17 protein-coding genes and 2 tRNA genes are annotated in these 19,448 nt (G+C 63.2%); 18 read left to right on the top strand and 1 reads right to left on the bottom strand.

The window, feature by feature from the left end; translation table 11 throughout:
- Positions 1-77: 77 nt before the first annotated feature.
- The 8 genes from grpE (at position 78) to WCE05_RS08785 (ending at position 10,439) form a co-directional block, all read left to right on the top strand.
- Positions 78-632 (top strand): nucleotide exchange factor GrpE, encoded by a 555-nt coding sequence (gene grpE, locus WCE05_RS08820; RefSeq protein ID WP_225790270.1) that lies wholly within the window; start codon positions 78-80, stop codon positions 630-632.
- A 101-nt stretch (positions 633-733) separates the two neighbouring features.
- Positions 734-2,656 carry a molecular chaperone DnaK gene (gene dnaK, locus WCE05_RS08815; protein WP_225790269.1) on the top strand — a complete coding sequence of 641 codons (1,923 nt, stop codon included), beginning with the start codon at positions 734-736 and terminating at the stop codon, positions 2,654-2,656.
- Between the two features lie 210 nt (positions 2,657-2,866).
- Positions 2,867-3,991, top strand: a complete 1,125-nt coding sequence (gene dnaJ, locus WCE05_RS08810) for a molecular chaperone DnaJ (RefSeq protein WP_225790268.1) — start codon at positions 2,867-2,869, stop codon at positions 3,989-3,991.
- Between the two features lie 13 nt (positions 3,992-4,004).
- The gene (gene dapB, locus WCE05_RS08805; protein ID WP_225790267.1) at positions 4,005-4,811 is read left to right on the top strand and encodes a 4-hydroxy-tetrahydrodipicolinate reductase; all 807 of its coding nucleotides are present in this window, start codon (positions 4,005-4,007) and stop codon (positions 4,809-4,811) included.
- Between the two features lie 256 nt (positions 4,812-5,067).
- Complete coding sequence (carA, locus tag WCE05_RS08800; protein WP_368815758.1) at positions 5,068-6,204, top strand: glutamine-hydrolyzing carbamoyl-phosphate synthase small subunit; 1,137 nt, start codon at positions 5,068-5,070, stop codon at positions 6,202-6,204.
- Positions 6,205-6,311: 107 nt separating this feature from the next.
- Positions 6,312-9,533 (top strand): carbamoyl-phosphate synthase large subunit, encoded by a 3,222-nt coding sequence (gene carB, locus WCE05_RS08795; protein WP_225790265.1) that lies wholly within the window; start codon positions 6,312-6,314, stop codon positions 9,531-9,533.
- Positions 9,534-9,535: 2 nt separating this feature from the next.
- On the top strand, positions 9,536-10,012 hold the full coding sequence (greA, locus tag WCE05_RS08790) for a transcription elongation factor GreA (RefSeq protein WP_225790295.1): 477 nt from the start codon (positions 9,536-9,538) through the stop codon (positions 10,010-10,012).
- Complete coding sequence (locus WCE05_RS08785; RefSeq protein WP_225790264.1) at positions 9,990-10,439, top strand: MFS transporter; 450 nt, start codon at positions 9,990-9,992, stop codon at positions 10,437-10,439. The genes greA and WCE05_RS08785 overlap by 23 nt, the downstream gene beginning before the upstream one ends.
- Positions 10,440-10,451: 12 nt before the next feature.
- Here WCE05_RS08785 and yhbY read toward each other — a convergent pair whose 3' ends face one another.
- Positions 10,452-10,760, bottom strand: coding sequence for a ribosome assembly RNA-binding protein YhbY (gene yhbY, locus WCE05_RS08780; RefSeq protein WP_225790263.1), 309 nt, complete (start codon positions 10,758-10,760; stop codon positions 10,452-10,454).
- Between the two features lie 102 nt (positions 10,761-10,862).
- On the opposite strand from yhbY, the gene rlmE reads away from it, so the two are divergent.
- From rlmE to nusA, 10 genes are all read left to right on the top strand, one after another.
- Complete coding sequence (gene rlmE, locus WCE05_RS08775) at positions 10,863-11,489, top strand: 23S rRNA (uridine(2552)-2'-O)-methyltransferase RlmE (protein ID WP_225790262.1); 627 nt, start codon at positions 10,863-10,865, stop codon at positions 11,487-11,489.
- A gap of 203 nt (positions 11,490-11,692) precedes the next feature.
- The gene (ftsH, locus tag WCE05_RS08770; RefSeq protein WP_225790261.1) at positions 11,693-13,600 is read left to right on the top strand and encodes an ATP-dependent zinc metalloprotease FtsH; all 1,908 of its coding nucleotides are present in this window, start codon (positions 11,693-11,695) and stop codon (positions 13,598-13,600) included.
- Positions 13,601-13,608: 8 nt separating this feature from the next.
- The gene (gene folP / locus WCE05_RS08765; RefSeq protein WP_253080732.1) at positions 13,609-14,460 is read left to right on the top strand and encodes a dihydropteroate synthase; all 852 of its coding nucleotides are present in this window, start codon (positions 13,609-13,611) and stop codon (positions 14,458-14,460) included.
- Between the two features lie 16 nt (positions 14,461-14,476).
- Positions 14,477-15,817: a phosphoglucosamine mutase gene (glmM, locus tag WCE05_RS08760; RefSeq protein WP_253167996.1), complete on the top strand. Its 1,341-nt coding sequence runs from the start codon at positions 14,477-14,479 to the stop codon at positions 15,815-15,817.
- A 66-nt stretch (positions 15,818-15,883) separates the two neighbouring features.
- Positions 15,884-16,639 (top strand): triose-phosphate isomerase, encoded by a 756-nt coding sequence (gene tpiA / locus WCE05_RS08755; RefSeq protein WP_225790258.1) that lies wholly within the window; start codon positions 15,884-15,886, stop codon positions 16,637-16,639.
- Positions 16,640-16,643: 4 nt separating this feature from the next.
- Positions 16,644-17,036 carry a preprotein translocase subunit SecG gene (gene secG, locus WCE05_RS08750; protein WP_253080735.1) on the top strand — a complete coding sequence of 131 codons (393 nt, stop codon included), beginning with the start codon at positions 16,644-16,646 and terminating at the stop codon, positions 17,034-17,036.
- A 21-nt stretch (positions 17,037-17,057) separates the two neighbouring features.
- Positions 17,058-17,143, top strand: a tRNA-Leu gene (locus WCE05_RS08745).
- Positions 17,144-17,241: 98 nt separating this feature from the next.
- A tRNA-Met gene (locus tag WCE05_RS08740) sits at positions 17,242-17,318 on the top strand.
- A gap of 130 nt (positions 17,319-17,448) precedes the next feature.
- Positions 17,449-17,907, top strand: a complete 459-nt coding sequence (gene rimP, locus WCE05_RS08735) for a ribosome maturation factor RimP (RefSeq protein ID WP_225790256.1) — start codon at positions 17,449-17,451, stop codon at positions 17,905-17,907.
- A 59-nt stretch (positions 17,908-17,966) separates the two neighbouring features.
- A complete protein-coding gene (gene nusA, locus WCE05_RS08730) occupies positions 17,967-19,448 on the top strand; it encodes a transcription termination factor NusA (RefSeq protein WP_225790255.1) in 1,482 nt (493 codons plus the stop codon).

The following is a 19,448-nucleotide window of genomic DNA, read 5'->3' as shown; positions in this document are numbered from 1 at the left end:
TGGTTTTTCCGACCCCATATAGCCGGCAGACAAGGCGAGCCTGGCTCGCATACCCGAAATTGCGGAGGAGAGACCCGATGGCTGACGAACAGCTGGATGAGAAGAACCTTAACGCCGAAGAGGCTGGTGCAGAGGATCTCGGTGCCCGCGTACAGGTGCTCGAGGAGCAGCTGGCCGCCGCCAAGGACCAGTCCCTGCGCGCCGCCGCCGACCTGCAGAACATCCGCCGCCGTGCCGAGCAGGATGTCGAGAAGGCTCACAAGTTCGCCCTGGAGAAGTTCGCCGGCGACCTGCTGCCGGTGATCGACAGCCTGGAGCGCGGCCTGGAGCTGTCCAGTGCCGACGACGAAACCATCAAGCCGATGCGCGAAGGCATCGAGCTGACCCTGAAGATGTTCCACGACACCCTCAAGCGCTACAACCTCGAGGCGGTCGACCCGCACGGCGAACCGTTCAACGCCGAGCACCACCAGGCCATGGCCATGGAAGAGAGCGCCGAGGTTGAGCCCAACAGCGTGCTCAAAGTGTTCCAGAAGGGCTACCTGCTCAACGGCCGCTTGCTGCGCCCCGCCATGGTGGTGGTCAGCAAGGCGCCAGCGGCTCCTCAGCCATCGATCGATGAAAAGGCTTGAAATCCTTCCGGGCATCCCCATCTAGGTGTCAAGCATTCAAGTATTACCGCAGTTGGCCAATGTAGTCGCTGCAACCTAATTCAAGCTTCGGGAGAGTTAACATGGGCAAAATCATCGGTATCGACCTGGGGACCACCAACTCGTGCGTCTCCATCCTGGAAAACGGTAACGTCAAAGTCATCGAGAACGCCGAAGGCGCGCGCACCACGCCGTCGATCGTCGCCTACGCCAACGATGGCGAGATCCTGGTCGGCCAGTCGGCCAAGCGCCAGGCCGTCACCAACCCGCACAACACCCTCTTCGCCGTGAAGCGCCTGATCGGCCGCCGTTTCGAAGAAGATGTCGTGCAGAAAGACATCAAGCTGGTTCCGTACAAGATCGTCAAGGCCAACAACGGTGACGCCTGGGTCGAGGCCAACGGCAAGGAAATGGCTCCGCCACAGATCAGCGCCGAAGTCCTGAAGAAAATGAAGAAAACCGCCGAAGACTACCTCGGCGAGCCAGTCACCGAGGCGGTCATCACCGTACCAGCCTACTTCAACGACAGCCAGCGCCAGGCCACGAAGGATGCCGGTCGCATCGCCGGCCTGGACGTCAAGCGCATCATCAACGAGCCGACCGCTGCTGCACTGGCCTACGGCATGGACAAGGCCAAGGGCGACCACACCGTCATCGTCTATGACCTCGGTGGTGGTACCTTCGACGTTTCGGTCATCGAAATCGCCGAAGTCGACGGTGAGCACCAGTTCGAAGTACTGGCCACCAACGGCGACACCTTCCTGGGTGGCGAAGACTTCGACATGCGCCTGATCGACTACCTCGTCGACGAGTTCAAGAAAGAGTCCGGCATGGACCTGAAGAACGATCCGCTGGCCCTGCAGCGTCTGAAGGAAGCCGCTGAAAAGGCCAAGATCGAGCTGTCTTCCGCTCAGTCGACCGATGTCAACCTGCCGTACATCACCGCAGACGCGACCGGTCCTAAGCACCTGAACGTGAAGATCTCCCGCGCCAAGCTGGAGTCGTTGGTCGAAGACCTGGTCAACCGTACCATCGAGCCTTGCCGCATCGCCCTGAAGGACGCCGGCATCGACGCCAGCAAGATCCACGACGTGATCCTGGTCGGCGGCCAGACCCGTATGCCGCTGGTGCAGAAAGCCGTTGCCGACTTCTTCGGCAAGGAAGCGCGCAAGGACGTCAACCCGGACGAAGCGGTCGCCATGGGTGCCGCCATCCAGGGCGCGGTCCTGGCCGGTGACGTGAAGGACGTGCTGCTGCTGGACGTCAGCCCGCTGACCCTGGGTATCGAGACCATGGGTGGCGTGATGACCCCGCTGATCGAGAAGAACACCACCATCCCGACCAAGAAGTCGCAGGTGTTCTCCACTGCCGACGACAACCAGAGCGCCGTGACCATCCACGTGCTGCAGGGCGAGCGTAAGCAGGCCGCGCAGAACAAGTCGCTGGGCAAGTTCGACCTGGCCGACATTCCGCCGGCACCGCGTGGCGTTCCGCAGATCGAAGTGACCTTCGACATCGATGCCAACGGCATCCTGCACGTCGGCGCGAAGGACAAGGCCACCGGCAAGACCCAGTCGATCGTGATCAAGGCCAACTCCGGCCTGTCCGACGAGGAAATCGAGCGCATGGTGCGTGACGCCGAGGCCAACGCCGAGGAAGACCGCAAGTTCGAGGAGCTGGCCGCCGCCCGCAACCAGGGTGACGCGCTGGTCCACTCGACTCGCAAGATGGTCGCCGACGCCGGCGACAAGGTGACCGCCGAGGAGAAGACCGCGATCGAAGCTGCCGTGGTGGCCCTGGAAGCGGCCATCAAGGGCGACGACAAGGCTGCCATCGACGCCAAGGTCGAGGAGCTGTCCAAGGTCTCCGCGCCGGTTGCCCAGAAGATGTACGCCGAGCAGCAAGCCCAGCAGCCGCAGGGTGACGCCCAGCAGGCCGAACCGGAAGCCAAGCACGACGACGTGGTTGACGCCGAGTTCGAGGAAGTGAAAGACAACAAGCAGTAATCCCTGCACGTTGTCGGCCAGCCCAGCGCCGTTTGGCGTTGGGCTGGTAGGATGTCGCCGCGCGGGGGCTTGCTCCCGCGTTGGCGTGTCTGGAATACGGGAATTTTTACGGCATCTGTCAGGGCGCATTCGTGTGTGGCGGCAGGTGCTGACGGCAAGGCGCATAAGGCGCAGAGGTATGCCGAACGCCCTCAAGAGTGCAAATGACCTATGGCAAAGCGTGATTATTATGAGGTCCTGGGTGTCGAGCGTGGCGCCGGCGAAGGGGATCTCAAGAAGGCCTATCGCCGCCTGGCGATGAAGTACCACCCGGACCGCAATCCGGGCGACAAGGCGTCGGAAGAGAAATTCAAGGAGGCCAACGAGGCCTACGAAGTGCTGTCCGACGCGAGCAAGCGTGCCGCCTACGACCAGTACGGCCATGCCGGCGTCGACCCGAGCATGGGTGGCGGTGGAGCAGGCTTCGGTGGTGCCAACTTCTCCGACATCTTCGGTGACGTCTTCAGCGACTTCTTCGGCGGTGGCCGTGGTGGTTCGCGCGGTGGTGCCCAGCGTGGCAGTGACCTGCGCTATACCCTCGAGCTGAACCTCGAGGAAGCGGTGCGGGGCACCACGGTCAACATCCGTGTGCCGACGCTGGTCAACTGCAAGCCTTGCGACGGCTCCGGCGCGAAGAAGGGCTCCACCCCGGCCACTTGCCCGACCTGCGGCGGCATCGGCCAGGTGCGCATGCAGCAGGGCTTCTTCTCGGTGCAGCAGACCTGCCCGCGCTGCCATGGTCAAGGCAAGATCATCACCGACCCTTGCAGCGCCTGCCATGGCGAAGGCCGGGTCGAGGAATACAAGACCCTGTCGGTCAAGGTGCCGGCCGGTGTCGATACCGGTGACCGCATCCGCCTGTCCGGCGAGGGCGAGGCGGGTACCCACGGCGGCCCGACCGGCGACCTGTACGTGGTCATCAATGTGCGCGAGCACCCGATCTTCCAGCGCGACGGCAAGCACCTGTACTGCGAAGTGCCGATCAGCTATACCGACGCTGCCCTGGGTGGCGAGCTGGAAGTGCCGACCCTCGATGGTCGGGTCAAGCTGAAGATCCCGGAAGGCACCCAGACCGGCAAGCAGTTCCGCCTGCGCGGCAAGGGCGTGGCGCCGGTGCGCGGTGGTGCGGCTGGCGACCTGCTGTGCCGCGTGGCCGTGGAAACCCCGGTCAACCTCAGTCGTCGCCAGCGCGAACTGCTCGAGGAGCTGCGTGACTCGCTGCAGGGCGACAGCTCCCATTCGCCCAAGGCCAACGGTTGGTTCGAAGGCGTGAAGCGCTTCTTCGGCGATCTCTGACAAGGAACAGGCTATGCGACGTATTGCGGTAATGGGCGCGGCAGGGCGCATGGGCAAGACCCTCGTCGAGGCTGTGCAGCAACAGGCGCCCCAGGCGGGCCTGACGGCGGCGATCGACCGTCCCGACAGCACCCTGGTCGGTGCCGACGCCGGCGAACTGGCGGCGCTGGGGCGGATCGGCGTGCCGATCTGCGACGACCTGGCGAAGGTGGCGGACGAGTTCGACGTGCTGATCGATTTCACCCATCCTTCGGTGACCCTGAAGAACCTGGCGTTCTGCCGCAAGGCGGGCAAGGCCATGGTCATCGGCACCACTGGTTTCACTCCGGAGGAGAAGGAGCAGTTGGTCGAGGCGGGCAAGGAAATCCCGATCGTCTTCGCCGCCAACTTCAGCGTTGGCGTCAACCTGTGCCTGAAGCTGCTGGATACCGCGGCGCGGGTGCTGGGCGACGAGGTGGACATCGAGATCATCGAGGCGCACCACCGGCACAAGGTCGATGCGCCGTCGGGCACCGCGCTGCGCATGGGCGAGGTCGTGGCCCAGGCGCTGGGGCGCGACCTGCGCGAAGTGGCCGTCTATGGTCGTGAGGGCCAGACCGGTGCCCGCGACCGGCAGACCATCGGTTTCGCCACCGTGCGTGCTGGCGACGTGGTGGGCGATCACACCGTGCTGTTCGCCGCCGAGGGCGAGCGCGTGGAGATCACCCACAAGGCCTCCAGCCGCATGACCTTCGCCAAGGGCGCGGTGCGTGCCGCGTTGTGGCTGGAAGGACGCGAGCCGGGGCTGTACGACATGCAGGATGTGCTGGAGCTGCGTTGATCTGGTCGATGTAGGTGCCATTTGGGCTGCTGTGCAGCCCCAAATGGCACCTGCGGATCCCCTGTCGCAATCCTGTGTTTTAGAGGCACATGTGCGGTAGACCGAAAACGCCATTTCCTGTAAGCTACAGCTTTAGTGTGTCCACTAAAAGCGCGCAGACAAATTCAGCATAGAAGCGGGGTGACGTGTCCATACGTCATTCCGCTTTTTTGCAACCTGCGATCGCCCTTTCAGGCTTGATTTACGGGAGGTCTTCTTGACTAAGCCAGCCATACTCGCCCTTGCCGATGGCAGCATTTTTCGCGGTGAAGCCATCGGAGCCGACGGTCAGACCGTTGGTGAGGTGGTGTTCAACACCGCAATGACCGGCTACCAGGAAATCCTCACAGACCCTTCCTACGCCCAGCAAATCGTTACCCTGACTTACCCGCACATCGGCAACACCGGCACCACCGCCGAAGACGCCGAGTCCAACCGTGTCTGGTCTGCCGGCCTGGTCATCCGCGACCTGCCGCTGCTGGCCAGCAACTGGCGCAACACCCAGTCGCTGCCTGAGTACCTCAAGGCCAACAATGTCGTGGCGATCGCCGGCATCGACACCCGCCGCCTGACCCGCATCCTGCGTGAGAAGGGCGCGCAGAACGGCTGCATCCTGGCCGGTGACGACATCGGCGAAGAAGCCGCCATCGCCGCCGCCCGTGCCTTCCCAGGCCTCAAGGGCATGGACCTGGCCAAGGAAGTCAGCACCAAGGAGCGCTACGAGTGGCGTTCCAGCGTGTGGAACCTGGCTACCGACAGCCATCCGACCCTGGACGCCGCCGAGCTGCCGTACCACGTGGTCGCCTACGACTACGGCGTCAAGCTGAACATCCTGCGCATGCTGGTCGCCCGCGGCTGCCGCCTGACCGTGGTCCCGGCACAGACGCCAGCCAGCGAAGTCCTGGCGCTCAACCCCGATGGCGTGTTCCTCTCCAACGGCCCTGGCGACCCCGAGCCGTGCGACTACGCGATCCAGGCGATCAAGGACATCCTCGAGACCGATATCCCGGTCTTCGGCATCTGCCTCGGCCACCAACTGCTGGCCCTGGCCTCCGGCGCCAAGACCATGAAGATGGGCCACGGCCACCACGGTGCCAACCACCCGGTCCAGGACCTGGACAGCGGCGTGGTCATGATCACCAGCCAGAACCACGGCTTCGCCGTCGACGAGGCCACCCTGCCGGGCAATGTCCGCGCCATCCACAAGTCGCTGTTCGACGGTACCCTGCAGGGCATCGAGCGCACCGACAAGAGCGCGTTCAGCTTCCAGGGCCACCCTGAAGCGAGCCCAGGCCCGACCGACGTCGCGCCACTGTTCGATCGTTTCATCGATGCCATGGCCAAGCGCCGCTGAGCATCCTGCATCGAGGCCCCGGACCGGCCTGCGCCGCGTCCGGAAGCGCCTGACCCAGATTGTTCAAGACGGCTTGCCGACTGACCCGCGGATTTGAGTGACAACCCATGCCAAAACGTACAGACATCAAAAGCATCCTGATTCTCGGCGCTGGCCCGATCGTGATCGGCCAGGCCTGCGAATTCGACTACTCCGGCGCCCAGGCGTGCAAGGCCCTGCGCGAGGAAGGTTTCCGCGTCATCCTGGTGAACTCCAACCCGGCCACCATCATGACCGACCCGGCCATGGCCGATGCCACCTACATCGAGCCGATCAAGTGGCAGTCGGTGGCCAAGATCATCGAGAAGGAGCGCCCTGACGCGCTGCTGCCGACCATGGGCGGCCAGACCGCACTGAACTGCGCCCTGGACCTCGAGCGCCACGGCGTGCTGGAGAAGTTCGGCGTGGAAATGATCGGCGCCAACGCCGACACCATCGACAAGGCCGAGGACCGTTCGCGCTTCGACCAGGCGATGAAGGCCATCGGCCTGGAGTGCCCGCGCTCCGGTATCGCCCACAGCATGGAAGAAGCCAACGCGGTGCTCGAGCGCCTGGGCTTCCCGTGCATCATCCGTCCGTCCTTCACCATGGGCGGCACCGGTGGCGGTATCGCCTACAACCGTGAAGAGTTCGAAGAGATCTGCGCCCGCGGCCTGGACCTGTCGCCGACCAAGGAGCTGCTGATCGACGAATCGCTGATCGGCTGGAAGGAATACGAGATGGAGGTTGTCCGCGACAAGAAGGACAACTGCATCATCGTCTGCTCCATCGAGAACTTCGACCCGATGGGCGTGCACACCGGCGACTCGATCACCGTCGCCCCGGCGCAGACCCTGACCGACAAGGAATACCAGATCATGCGCAACGCCTCCCTGGCGGTGCTGCGTGAGATCGGCGTGGAAACCGGCGGTTCCAACGTCCAGTTCGGCATCTGCCCGAACACCGGCCGCATGGTCGTGATCGAGATGAACCCGCGCGTGTCGCGTTCCTCGGCCCTGGCTTCCAAGGCCACCGGCTTCCCGATCGCCAAGATCGCCGCCAAGCTGGCAGTCGGCTACACCCTGGACGAGCTGCAGAACGACATCACCGGCGGTCGCACCCCGGCGTCGTTCGAGCCCTCGATCGACTACGTCGTCACCAAGCTGCCGCGCTTCGCCTTCGAGAAATTCCCGAAAGCCGACGCCCGCCTGACCACCCAGATGAAGTCCGTGGGTGAAGTCATGGCCATCGGCCGTACCTTCCAGGAGTCGATGCACAAGGCCCTGCGTGGCCTGGAAGTCGGCGCCTGCGGCCTGGATCCGAAGGTCGAGCTGGGCAACCCGGACCTGACCAACATCCTCAAGCGCGAACTGACCGTGCCGGGCGCCGAGCGCATCTGGTACGTCGCCGATGCCTTCCGTGCCGGCATGAGCCGCGACGAGATCTTCGCCCTGACCAAGATCGACCACTGGTTCCTGGTGCAGATCGAGGACCTGATCAAGGAAGAAGAGAAGGTCAAGACCCTGGGCCTGGCCAACGTCGACGCTGCGCTGATGCGCCGCCTCAAGCGCAAGGGCTTCTCCGACCAGCGCCTGGCCAAGCTGCTGGGCGTCACTGACAAGACCCTGCGCCGCCATCGCCACAAGCTGGAAGTCTTCCCGGTCTACAAGCGCGTCGACACCTGCGCCGCCGAGTTCGCCACCGACACCGCCTACCTGTACTCCACCTACGAGGAAGAGTGCGAGGCCAACCCCTCGACCCGCGACAAGATCATGATCCTCGGCGGTGGCCCGAACCGCATCGGCCAGGGTATCGAGTTCGACTACTGCTGCGTGCACGCGGCCCTGGCGCTGCGTGAAGACGGCTACGAGACCATCATGGTCAACTGCAACCCGGAAACCGTCTCCACCGACTACGACACCTCCGATCGCCTGTACTTCGAACCGCTGACCCTGGAAGACGTCCTGGAGATCTGCCGTGTCGAGAAGCCCAAGGGTGTGATCGTCCACTACGGCGGCCAGACCCCGCTGAAACTGGCCCGTGCCCTGGAAGAGGCCGGTGTGCCGATCATTGGCACCAGCCCGGACGCCATCGACCGCGCCGAAGACCGCGAGCGCTTCCAGCAGATGGTCCAGCGCCTGAACCTGCGCCAGCCGCCGAACGCCACCGTGCGCAGCGAAGACGAGGCGATTCGCGCCGCTGCCGAGATCGGTTACCCGCTGGTCGTGCGTCCGTCCTACGTCCTGGGCGGCCGTGCCATGGAAATCGTCTACGAGCCCGAAGAGCTCAAGCGCTACCTGCGCGAAGCGGTCCAGGTGTCCAACGACAGCCCGGTCCTGCTCGACCACTTCCTCAACTGCGCCATCGAGATGGACGTGGACGCGGTCTGCGACGGCACCGACGTGGTGATCGGCGCGATCATGCAGCACATCGAGCAGGCCGGTGTTCACTCCGGTGACTCGGCGTGCTCGCTGCCGCCGTACTCGCTGCCGGCCCACGTGCAGGACGAAGTCCGCGAGCAGGTGCGCAAGATGGCCCTGGAACTGGGCGTGGTCGGCCTGATGAACGTGCAGCTGGCCCTGCAGGGCGACAAGATCTACGTGATCGAAGTCAACCCGCGCGCCTCGCGTACCGTGCCATTCGTCTCCAAGTGCATCGGCACTTCCCTGGCGATGATCGCGGCCCGTGTCATGGCTGGCAAATCGCTGAAAGAGCTGGGCTTCACCCAGGAAATCATCCCGAACTTCTACAGCGTCAAGGAAGCGGTCTTCCCGTTCGCCAAGTTCCCAGGTGTTGACCCGATCCTCGGCCCTGAGATGAAATCCACCGGTGAAGTCATGGGTGTCGGCGACAGCTTCGGCGAAGCCTTCGCCAAGGCCCAGATGGGCGCCAGCGAAGTGCTGCCAAGCGGCGGTACCGCCTTCATCAGCGTGCGCGACGACGACAAGCCGCAGGTGGCGGGTGTCGCCCGCGACCTGATCGCCCTGGGCTTCGAAGTGGTCGCAACCGCGGGCACCGCCAAGGTCATCGAGGCGGCTGGCCTGAAGGTGCGCCGTGTGAACAAGGTGACCGAAGGTCGCCCGCATGTGGTCGACATGATCAAGAACGACGAAGTCTCGCTGATCATCAACACCACCGAGGGCCGTCAGTCGATCGCCGACTCTTATTCGATTCGTCGCAATGCGCTGCAGCACAAGATCTACTGCACGACCACCATTGCGGCAGGTGAGGCCATCTGCGAAGCGCTCAAGTTCGGTCCCGAGAAGACCGTCCGTCGCTTGCAGGATCTGCATGCAGGATTGAAAGCATGAGCATTACCAAATACCCGATGACCGTCCAGGGCGCTCGCGCCCTGGAAGAGGAACTGACCTTCCTGAGCAAGACCGAGCGTCCGCGCCTGAGCCAGGCGATCGGCGAGGCCCGTGAGCTGGGCGATCTCAAGGAGAACGCCGAATACCATGCCGCCCGCGAGGAGCAGGGCATGGTCGAGGCCCGTATCCGTGATATCGAAGGTCGCCTGCAGAACTCGGTGGTGATCGATGTCACCACCATTCCTCACTCTGGCAAGGTGATCTTCGGCACCACCGTCGACCTGGCCAACACCGAAACCGACGAGCAGGTGAGCTACCAGATCGTCGGCGAGGACGAGGCAGACATCAAGAAAGGCAAGCTCTCGCACAGTGCGCCGATCGCCCGCGCCATCATCGGCAAGGAAGAAGGTGACATCGTCGTCGTCAAGACGCCAAGCGGCACGGTCGAGTACGAGATTGTCGAAGTCAAGCACCTCTGACCGGCACCAGCGGGCGCCATCCCTTGAAGGGATCCTCTGGCAACTGGCCCAGGTCTTCTGGGTCGGTGGCCTGTGGGTGTTCCATGTGGGGCTGGTGCCTGCGCTCAAGGTCAGTGGCCTGGCGCCCCTGCTGGTGCAGGACGTGGCCGCGCAGATCGACCGTTGGTTGATCGGCGTGGCTTTGCTCGGCTTGATGACCCAGCTGGCGGTGCTGGCGAGGGTGGATGGCCTGGCGGCCTGGTGGCGGCAGTTCCGTGGCCAGATGCTGCTGCTGGGCTTCGGTGCCTGCGTCAGCTACTACACGTTGCGCTACGGGATATCCGTGGGCGAGCGCTGGCAGATGTTCTGTTTCCTGGTGCTGGGCTTTTCCGGCATCGTGCTGGTCGCCCAGCCGGTCCCGGTCAGGGCGCGCCAGCCGCGCCGCTGACCGGAGCCACCGTCACTTGTAGCGGTGGATGTTGGACAGCTGCTTGTTCGGCTGCGGGTTCCTGCGGTAGATCAGCGCCATCTTGCCGATGGTCTGCACCAGCTCCGCGCGGCCGGCCTTGCACAGCTCGTCGATGACCGCCCGGCGTTCCTCGCGGTCTTCCAGCTTGACCTGGACCTTGATCAGTTCATGATCGGCCAGGGCGCGTTCCAGTTCGGCCAGGACGCCTTCGCTCAGGCCGTTGCCGGCGACCATCAACACCGGTTTCAAGTCATGGCCAATGGACTTGTACTGTTTCTTCTGCTCGTTATTGAGCGGCATAATCTGACCCTTTTCGTCTGATTCTGTAAAATTGGCGGCCATTTTACCCGAGGGCCCGTGGCTCCGCCCAGTCAATCACGACGCTTATCATCGAGGTGCCCCGTGGCGCAGCGTTCCAAGAGCAGCCATAACTGGCTGAGAGAGCATTTCAACGATCCTTTCGTCAAACAGGCGCAGAAGGATGGCTACCGCTCGCGTGCGAGCTACAAACTGCTGGAGATCCAGGAGAAGGACAAGCTGATCCGCCCGGGCATGAGCGTGATCGACCTGGGCGCGGCGCCCGGGGGCTGGTCGCAGGTGACCAGTCGTCTGATCGGCGGCCAGGGTCGGCTGATCGCCTCGGACATCCTGGAAATGGATGCGATCCCCGACGTGACTTTCATTCAGGGCGATTTCACCCAGGACGAGGTGCTCGAGCGCATCCTCGCGGCGGTCGGCGATTCGCACGTAGACCTTGTGATTTCCGACATGGCCCCCAATATGAGTGGTACGCCCGCCGTGGACATGCCGCGGGCCATGTTCCTCTGCGAACTGGCCCTGGACCTGGCCACCCGCGTGCTGCGCCCGGGAGGGGACTTCCTGATCAAGATCTTCCAGGGTGAAGGTTTCGACCAGTACCTCAAGGATGTACGCGGCAAGTTCGACAAGGTGCAGATGCGCAAGCCGTCGTCTTCCCGCGATCGTTCCCGCGAACAGTACCTGCTGGGCCGGGGCTTCAAAGGCGGGTGAGCGGCGTGTTGCGGGGTGGTCGATAGTTATTTCCAATCGGCGGTTCCGTCAGGATCGTCCGAACTTCGTGTAGTCTAGCTTTCATAAAGGGTTACAGACGGCGCCTGCGGATGCGTAGGTAATGTAGTAAGTTAGGGCGGTGAATATCATGCGAGGCACGGCAGCGTCGTGCGCCGGCCTCAGAGGGTAGCTAATTGAACGACATGGCAAAGAATCTGATCCTGTGGTTGATCATCGCGGCTGTCCTCGTGACGGTGATGAACAACTTCTCCAGCCCTAACGAGCCACAGACCCTCAACTATTCCGACTTCATCCAGCAGGTCAAGGACGGTAAGGTCGAGCGTGTGACCGTCGACGGCTACGTCATCACCGGCAAGCGCACCGATGGCGACAACTTCAAGACCGTTCGTCCGGCCATCACCGACAACGGCCTGATCGGCGACCTGGTCGACAACCACGTGGTGATCGAAGGCAAGCAGCCCGAGCAGCAGAGCATCTGGACACAGTTGCTGGTGGCCAGCTTCCCGATCCTGGTGATCATCGCCGTGTTCATGTTCTTCATGCGCCAGATGCAGGGCGGTGCGGGCGGCAAGGGCGGCCCGATGAGCTTCGGCAAGAGCAAGGCGCGCCTGCTTTCCGAAGACCAGGTCAAGACCACCCTGGCCGACGTCGCGGGCTGCGACGAGGCCAAGGAAGAAGTGGGCGAGCTGGTCGAGTTCCTGCGTGATCCGGGCAAGTTCCAGCGCCTGGGTGGCCGTATCCCCCGGGGCGTGCTGATGGTCGGCCCACCCGGTACCGGTAAGACCCTCCTGGCCAAGGCCATCGCTGGCGAGGCCAAGGTGCCGTTCTTCACCATCTCCGGTTCGGACTTCGTCGAGATGTTCGTCGGTGTGGGCGCCAGCCGTGTCCGCGACATGTTCGAGCAGGCGAAGAAACACGCCCCGTGCATCATCTTCATCGACGAGATCGACGCCGTCGGTCGCCATCGTGGCGCCGGCATGGGCGGTGGTCACGACGAGCGCGAGCAGACCCTCAACCAGTTGCTGGTGGAGATGGACGGCTTCGAGATGAACGACGGTATCATCGTCATCGCTGCCACCAACCGTCCCGACGTGCTCGACCCGGCGCTGCTGCGTCCGGGCCGTTTCGACCGCCAGGTGGTGGTCGGCCTGCCGGACATCCGTGGTCGCGAGCAGATCCTCAAGGTGCACATGCGCAAGGTCCCGGTTGGCGAGAACGTCAACCCGGCGGTCATCGCCCGTGGTACCCCCGGCTTCTCCGGTGCCGACCTGGCCAACCTGGTCAACGAGGCCTCGCTGTTCGCTGCCCGTTCCAGCAAGCGCCTGGTGGAAATGAAGGAGTTCGAGCTGGCCAAGGACAAGATCATGATGGGCGCCGAGCGCAAGACCATGGTCATGTCCGAGAAAGAAAAGCAGAACACCGCCTATCACGAGGCTGGCCATGCCATCGTCGGCCGTATCGTCCCCGAGCATGATCCGGTCTACAAGGTGTCGATCATCCCGCGTGGCCGGGCGCTGGGCGTGACCATGTTCCTGCCCGAGGAAGACCGCTACAGCCTGTCCAAGCGTGCGCTGATCAGCCAGATCTGCTCGCTGTACGGCGGCCGTATCGCCGAGGAGATGACCCTGGGCTTCGACGGTGTCACCACCGGCGCCTCCAACGACATCATGCGCGCCAGCCAGATCGCGCGGAACATGGTGACCAAGTGGGGCCTGTCCGAGAAACTCGGCCCGCTGATGTACGCCGAAGAGGAGGGCGAGGTGTTCCTCGGTCGCAGCGCGGCGAGCCAGCATGCCAGCGTATCGGGCGAGACCGCCAAGCTGATCGACTCCGAGGTGCGCAGCATCATCGATCACTGCTATGCCACGGCCAAGCAGATCCTCACCGAGAACCGCGACAAGCTGGACGCCATGGCCGAGGCCTTGATGAAGTACGAAACCATCGATGCCGACCAGATCGACGACATCATGGCCGGCCGCACGCCACGCGAGCCACGCGACTGGGACAACGATGCCGGCACCTCCGGCAACCAGGCCTCCCAGGGCGATCGTCCGGAGTCGCCGATCGGCGGTCCAGCGGCTCAACACTAAGGGCATCTATGACCTCACAGCAGTACCCGACCCGGTTGCCTTGCGGCAACCGGGTTCTTGATTTGTCCCGTACCCATGTCATGGGTATCCTCAACATCACCCCCGATTCCTTCTCCGATGGCGGGCGCTTCAGCCAGCGCGACGAGGCCCTGCGCCACGCCGAGGCGATGGTGGCGGCCGGCGCGACGCTGATCGACGTCGGCGGCGAGTCCACCCGTCCGGGCGCCCGGGCGGTGTCTCCCACCGAAGAGCTGGAGCGTGTGGCGCCCATCGTCGAGGCGATCGCCAGCCGGCTCGACGTGATCATCTCGGTCGATACCTCCACGCCCGCGGTCATGCGCGAGTCGGCGCGGCTGGGGGCTGGCCTGATCAACGACGTGCGAGCCCTGGAGCGCGATGGTGCGCTCGACGCCGCCGCCGATACCGGCCTGCCGGTGTGCCTGATGCACATGCGTGGCGAGCCGGGCACCATGCAGGACAATCCGCATTACGACGACGTGACCGCCGACGTGACGCGCTATCTTGAAGAGCGTATGGCCGTGTGCGCGGCGGCTGGCATCGACGCCGGGAAGATCATCCTCGACCCGGGGTTCGGTTTCGCCAAGACGCTCGATCACAACCTGAGCCTGTTCAAGCACATGGAAGCGCTCTACCGCCTGGGTCGCCCCCTGCTGGTGGGTGTCTCGCGCAAGAGCATGATCGGCCTGACGCTCGATCGCCCGGTCGGCGAACGCCTCTATGGCAGCCTGGCGCTGGCGGCATTGGCCATGACCAAGGGTGCCAGCATCCTGCGTGTGCACGATGTGGCCGAGACCGTCGACGTGGTGCGCATGATCGCCGCGGTGCAGAACGCCGAATAAGAACATTGGAGTCCCTATGAGCAGAAAATACTTTGGTACCGACGGTATCCGTGGCCGCGTCGGCGAATACCCCATCACCCCCGACTTCATGCTGAAGCTTGGCTGGGCCGCCGGCATGGCGTTCCGCAAGCAGGGCAACTGCCGCGTGCTGGTGGGCAAGGACACGCGGATCTCTGGCTACATGTTCGAGTCCGCGCTCGAGGCCGGGCTTTCCGCGGCCGGCGCCGACGTACTGCTGCTCGGGCCGATGCCGACCCCGGCCATCGCCTACCTGACGCGTACCTTCCACGCCGAGGCGGGCATCGTCATCAGTGCGTCGCACAACCCGCACGACGACAATGGCATCAAGTTCTTCTCCGGGCAGGGCACCAAGCTGCCGGATGAGGTGGAGCTGATGATCGAGGAGTTGCTCGACCAGCCGATGAACGTGGTGGAATCGGGCAAGCTGGGCAAGGTTTCGCGCATCAACGACGCGGCTGGCCGCTACATCGAGTTCTGCAAGAGCAGCGTGCCGACCAGCACCAGCTTCGAAGGGCTCAAGCTGGTGATCGATTGCGCCCACGGTGCGACCTACAAGGTGGCCCCGAGCGTGTTCCGCGAGCTGGGCGCCGACGTCACCGTGCTGCATGCCGAGCCCGATGGCCTGAACATCAACGAAAAATGCGGCTCCACCCATATCGAGTCGTTGCAGGCCGCCGTGTTGGTGGGGCATGCCGACCTGGGGATCGCCTTCGACGGCGATGGCGACCGGGTGCTGATGGTCGATCACACCGGTGCCATCGTCGACGGTGACGAACTGCTGTTCATCATCGCCCGCGACTTGCAGGAGCGCGGCAAGCTGCAGGGCGGGGTGGTGGGCACCCTGATGAGCAACCTGGGCCTGGAGCTGGCGCTCAAGGAGCTGGGCATCCCGTTCGCCCGGGCCAAGGTCGGCGACCGCTATGTCATGGCCGAGCTGCTCGAGCGCGACTGGCAGCTCGGTGGCGAGAACTCCGGGCACCTGGTGTGCTGCAACCACACCACGACCGGCGACGCCATCATCGCGGCCCTGCAAGTGCTCATGGCGCTCAAGCGCCGTGGCGAGAACCTGGCCCAGGCGCGCCAAGCCATCCGCAAGTGCCCGCAGGTGCTGATCAACGTGCGCTTCGGTGCCAGCAAGGTCGATCCGCTGGAAAGCCCCGAGGTGAAGGAGGCCAGTGCCAAGGTCACCGAGGCCATGGCGGGGCGTGGCCGGGTCCTGCTGCGCAAGTCCGGCACCGAGCCGCTGGTGCGTGTGATGGTCGAAGGCGACGACGAAAACCAGGTCCGCGGCCATGCCGAAGCCCTGGCCAAGCTGGTCGCCGAAGTTTGTGCCTGAAAGACGCTTGCCAGCGCAGTTCGGGTTGGGTAAGATCTGCGCCCACTTTGACCGACGAGGTAAAGCATGCGTCGCCCCATGGTAGCTGGTAACTGGAAGATGCACGGTACCCGCGCCAGCGTCGCTGAGCTTATCCGGGGCTTGAGCAATCTGGCCCTGCCGAGCGGTGTGGAGGTCGCGGTGTTTCCGCCGGCCCTGTTCATCAATCAGGTGATTGATGGCCTGGAAGGCAAGGGGATCACCGTTGGAGCCCAGAATTCTGCGGTACAGCCCGAACAGGGCGCGCTGACCGGCGAAATCGCCCCGAGTCAGCTGGCTGAAGCGGGTTGCAGGCTGGTATTGGTCGGGCATTCGGAGCGTCGCCAGATCGTTGGCGAGAACGACGACGTGCTCAACCGCAAGTTTGCAGCCGCCCAGGCAAGTGGTTTGAAGCCCGTGCTCTGTGTAGGGGAAACCCTCGAGGAGCGCGAGGCCGGTAAGACGCTCGAAGTCGTGGGGCGTCAACTGAGCAGTATCATCGATGCGTTCGGTGTTACGGCTTTTGCCGATGCGGTAATCGCCTATGAGCCCGTTTGGGCCATCGGTACGGGTCTGACGGCCTCGCCCCAGCAAGCCCAGGATGTGCATGCCGCCATCCGAGCCCAGCTGGCGGCGCAGGACGCCGAAGTTGCCGCGAAAGTGCAGCTTCTGTACGGCGGCAGCGTGAAGGCGGCCAATGCGGCCGAACTGTTCGGCATGCCGGATATCGATGGGGGGCTCATTGGTGGAGCGTCCCTGAACGCAGACGAATTCGGTGCAATTTGTCGCGCCGCAGGAAACTGAACAAATGCTGGAAACAGTCGTAGTTGTTTTTCATCTGTTGGCTGCACTGGCAGTGGTCGTGCTGGTATTGCTGCAACAGGGTAAAGGTGCGGAAGCAGGTGCATCTTTCGGCGCAGGTGCTTCAAATACTGTGTTTGGAAGCCAAGGTTCCGCTACCTTTTTGAGTAAAGTTACTGCTATACTTGCTGCCACTTTCTTTTTGACTGCTCTTGGGTTAGGATACTTCGCTAAAGAGAAAGCTCATCAGCTGACTCAAGCAGGTCTGCCAGATCCAGCAGTACTGGAAGTCAAAGAGCAGAAGCCGGCAGTAAATGATGATGTACCGGTGCTCCAGGAGCAGAAGAGCGAAACCACCAACACTGGTGATGTACCTCCTCCAACCGAAGAGCAGAAGTAACGGGTTTCAAGTAGTAGTATTGCCGAGGTGGTGGAATTGGTAGACACGCAACCTTGAGGTGGTTGTGCCCATAGGGTGTAGGGGTTCGAGTCCCCTTCTCGGTACCAATTGAAGCATGAGAGCCCGCTTTAGCGGGCTTTCTTGCAGGTGGAGGTCGGATTGACCCTGTAGAGGGTTCGGTCTTATACTTTCGCCCCAGCTTTGACGCGGGGTGGAGCAGCTTGGTAGCTCGTCGGGCTCATAACCCGAAGGTCGTTGGTTCAAATCCAGCCCCCGCAACCAGCCATAGCGGAGCCCCTTTTCAGGGGCTTTTTGCTAGCTGGACAGTTCTTCGCGTCGTTGTCCAACGGCGTTTTCAGGGATGGGCGCTTTGCCCATTTTTTATTTGCACAGCATGCACGAGGGGGTTCAGGTGTCGAGCAAGCTAGAACAGTTGCAGGCCTTGTTGGCCCCGGTTGTCGAGGGTCTTGGCTACGAATGCTGGGGGATCGAGTTCATCTCCCAGGGCAAGCATTCGGTCCTGCGTATCTACATCGACAAGGAAGGCGGTGTCCTGGTGGACGACTGCGAAGTGGTCAGCCGTCAGGCCAGTGGCGTTCTCGACGTGGAAGACCCGATCAGTACCGAATATACCCTCGAGGTGTCCTCTCCAGGCATGGATCGCCCGCTGTTCACCCTTGAACAGTTTGCCAAGCATGCCGGCGAACAAGTGAAGATCAAGCTGCGTACGCCCTTCGAAGGTCGTCGTAACTTCCAGGGCCTTCTCCGCGGCGTGGAGGACCAGGACGTGGTGGTCCAGGTGGACACACATGAGTTCCTGTTGCCGATCGACTCGATCGACAAGGCCAATATTATTCCCAGTTTTGACTGAGACGTGCCGGGCCCGGCGGACTATCCGGGCCCAATGGCTTGCGCAAGGCGAGGCGTACGATGAGCAAAGAAGTACTGCTGGTTGTTGAATCGGTATCCAACGAAAAGGGTGTACCACCCGGCGTCATTTTCGAAGCGCTGGAAGTGGCTCTGGCCACTGCAACCAAGAAACGTTTTGAGGATGAAGTCGACCTGCGTGTGGAAATCAACCGCCACACGGGTAGCTACGAGACCTTCCGTCGCTGGACCGTGGTCGACGAGGACGCGCTCCAGGACCCGGCGATCGAGACCTGGCCGAGCAAGATCCACGAAACCCACCCCGACGCCAAGGTCGGCGACGTGATCGAGGAGAAGATCGAGTCGATCGAGTTCGGTCGTATCGCCGCCCAGACCGCCAAGCAGGTGATCGTGCAGAAGGTCCGCGAGGCCGAGCGCGCCCAGGTGGTCGACGCGTACCGTGAGCGGGTCGGCGAGATCATCTCCGGCACCGTGAAGAAGGTCACCCGCGACAACGTCATCGTCGACCTGGGCAACAACGCCGAGGCCTTGCTGGCCCGCGAAGACATCATTCCACGCGAGACCTTCCGGGTCGGCGTGCGCCTGCGCGCGCTGCTCAAGGAGATCCGTACCGAGAACCGTGGCCCGCAGCTGATCCTGTCGCGTACCGCGCCGCAGATGCTGATCGAACTGTTCCGCATCGAAGTGCCGGAAATCGCCGAGGGCCTGATCGAGGTGATGGCCGCCTCCCGTGATCCGGGATCGCGCGCCAAGATCGCCGTCCGCTCCAAGGACAAGCGTATCGACCCGCAAGGCGCCTGCATCGGCATGCGCGGTTCGCGCGTCCAGGCCGTTTCCGGCGAGCTGGGCGGTGAGCGCGTGGATATCGTCCTGTGGGACGAAAACCCGGCGCAGTTCGTCATCAACGCCATGTCGCCCGCCGAGGTCGCGGCGATCATCGTTGACGAGGACGCCCATGCGATGGACATCGCCGTGGCCGAGGACAACCTGGCCCAGGCCATCGGCCGTGGCGGTCAGAACGTTCGCCTGGCCAGCCAGCTGACCGCCTGGACCCTGAACGTGATGACCGAGAAGGACATCCAGGCCAAGCAGCAGGCAGAAACCGGTGACATCCTGCGTAATTTCATCGAGGAACTGGAAGTCGACGAAGAGCTGGCACAGGTGCTGGTCGACGAAGGCTTCACCAGCCTCGAAGAAATTGCCTACGTACCGTTGGAAGAAATGCTCAACATCGATGGCTTTGACGAGGACATCGTCAACGAGCTGCGTGCTCGTGCCAAGGACCGTTTGTTGACCAAGGCCATCGCTACCGAAGAAAAACTGGCAGACGCCCATCCGGCCGAAGACCTGCTCTCCCTCGAGGGCATGGACAAGGACCTGGCGGCGGAACTGGCGGTGCGCGGCGTGGTTAACCGCGAAGACCTGGCCGAGCAGTCTATAGACGATCTGCTCGACATCGACGGCATCGACGAAGAGCGTGCCGGCAAGTTGATCATGGCCGCCCGAGCCCACTGGTTCGAGTAA

This window comes from Pseudomonas sp. I2, from assembly GCF_040984075.1.
In the GTDB taxonomy this organism is placed as follows: domain Bacteria; phylum Pseudomonadota; class Gammaproteobacteria; order Pseudomonadales; family Pseudomonadaceae; genus Aquipseudomonas; species Aquipseudomonas guariconensis_B.
Note: the sequence above shows the minus strand (reverse complement) of the source record. Positions and strands in the feature narration are given on the sequence as shown.

Excerpts from the sequence above, each read along its gene's own strand:
- secG (WP_253080735.1), top strand. The coding sequence starts at position 16,644 with ATGCTGGAAACAGTCGTAGTTGTTTTTCATCTGTTGGCTGCACTGGCA.
- dnaK (WP_225790269.1), top strand. The coding sequence starts at position 734 with ATGGGCAAAATCATCGGTATCGACCTGGGGACCACCAACTCGTGCGTC.
- grpE (WP_225790270.1), top strand. The coding sequence starts at position 78 with ATGGCTGACGAACAGCTGGATGAGAAGAACCTTAACGCCGAAGAGGCT.
- tpiA (WP_225790258.1), top strand. The coding sequence starts at position 15,884 with ATGCGTCGCCCCATGGTAGCTGGTAACTGGAAGATGCACGGTACCCGC.
- carB (WP_225790265.1), top strand. The coding sequence starts at position 6,312 with ATGCCAAAACGTACAGACATCAAAAGCATCCTGATTCTCGGCGCTGGC.
- dnaJ (WP_225790268.1), top strand. The coding sequence starts at position 2,867 with ATGGCAAAGCGTGATTATTATGAGGTCCTGGGTGTCGAGCGTGGCGCC.
- folP (WP_253080732.1), top strand. The coding sequence starts at position 13,609 with ATGACCTCACAGCAGTACCCGACCCGGTTGCCTTGCGGCAACCGGGTT.
- nusA (WP_225790255.1), top strand. The coding sequence starts at position 17,967 with ATGAGCAAAGAAGTACTGCTGGTTGTTGAATCGGTATCCAACGAAAAG.
- ftsH (WP_225790261.1), top strand. The coding sequence starts at position 11,693 with ATGGCAAAGAATCTGATCCTGTGGTTGATCATCGCGGCTGTCCTCGTG.
- yhbY (WP_225790263.1), bottom strand. The coding sequence starts at position 10,760 with ATGCCGCTCAATAACGAGCAGAAGAAACAGTACAAGTCCATTGGCCAT.
- dapB (WP_225790267.1), top strand. The coding sequence starts at position 4,005 with ATGCGACGTATTGCGGTAATGGGCGCGGCAGGGCGCATGGGCAAGACC.
- glmM (WP_253167996.1), top strand. The coding sequence starts at position 14,477 with ATGAGCAGAAAATACTTTGGTACCGACGGTATCCGTGGCCGCGTCGGC.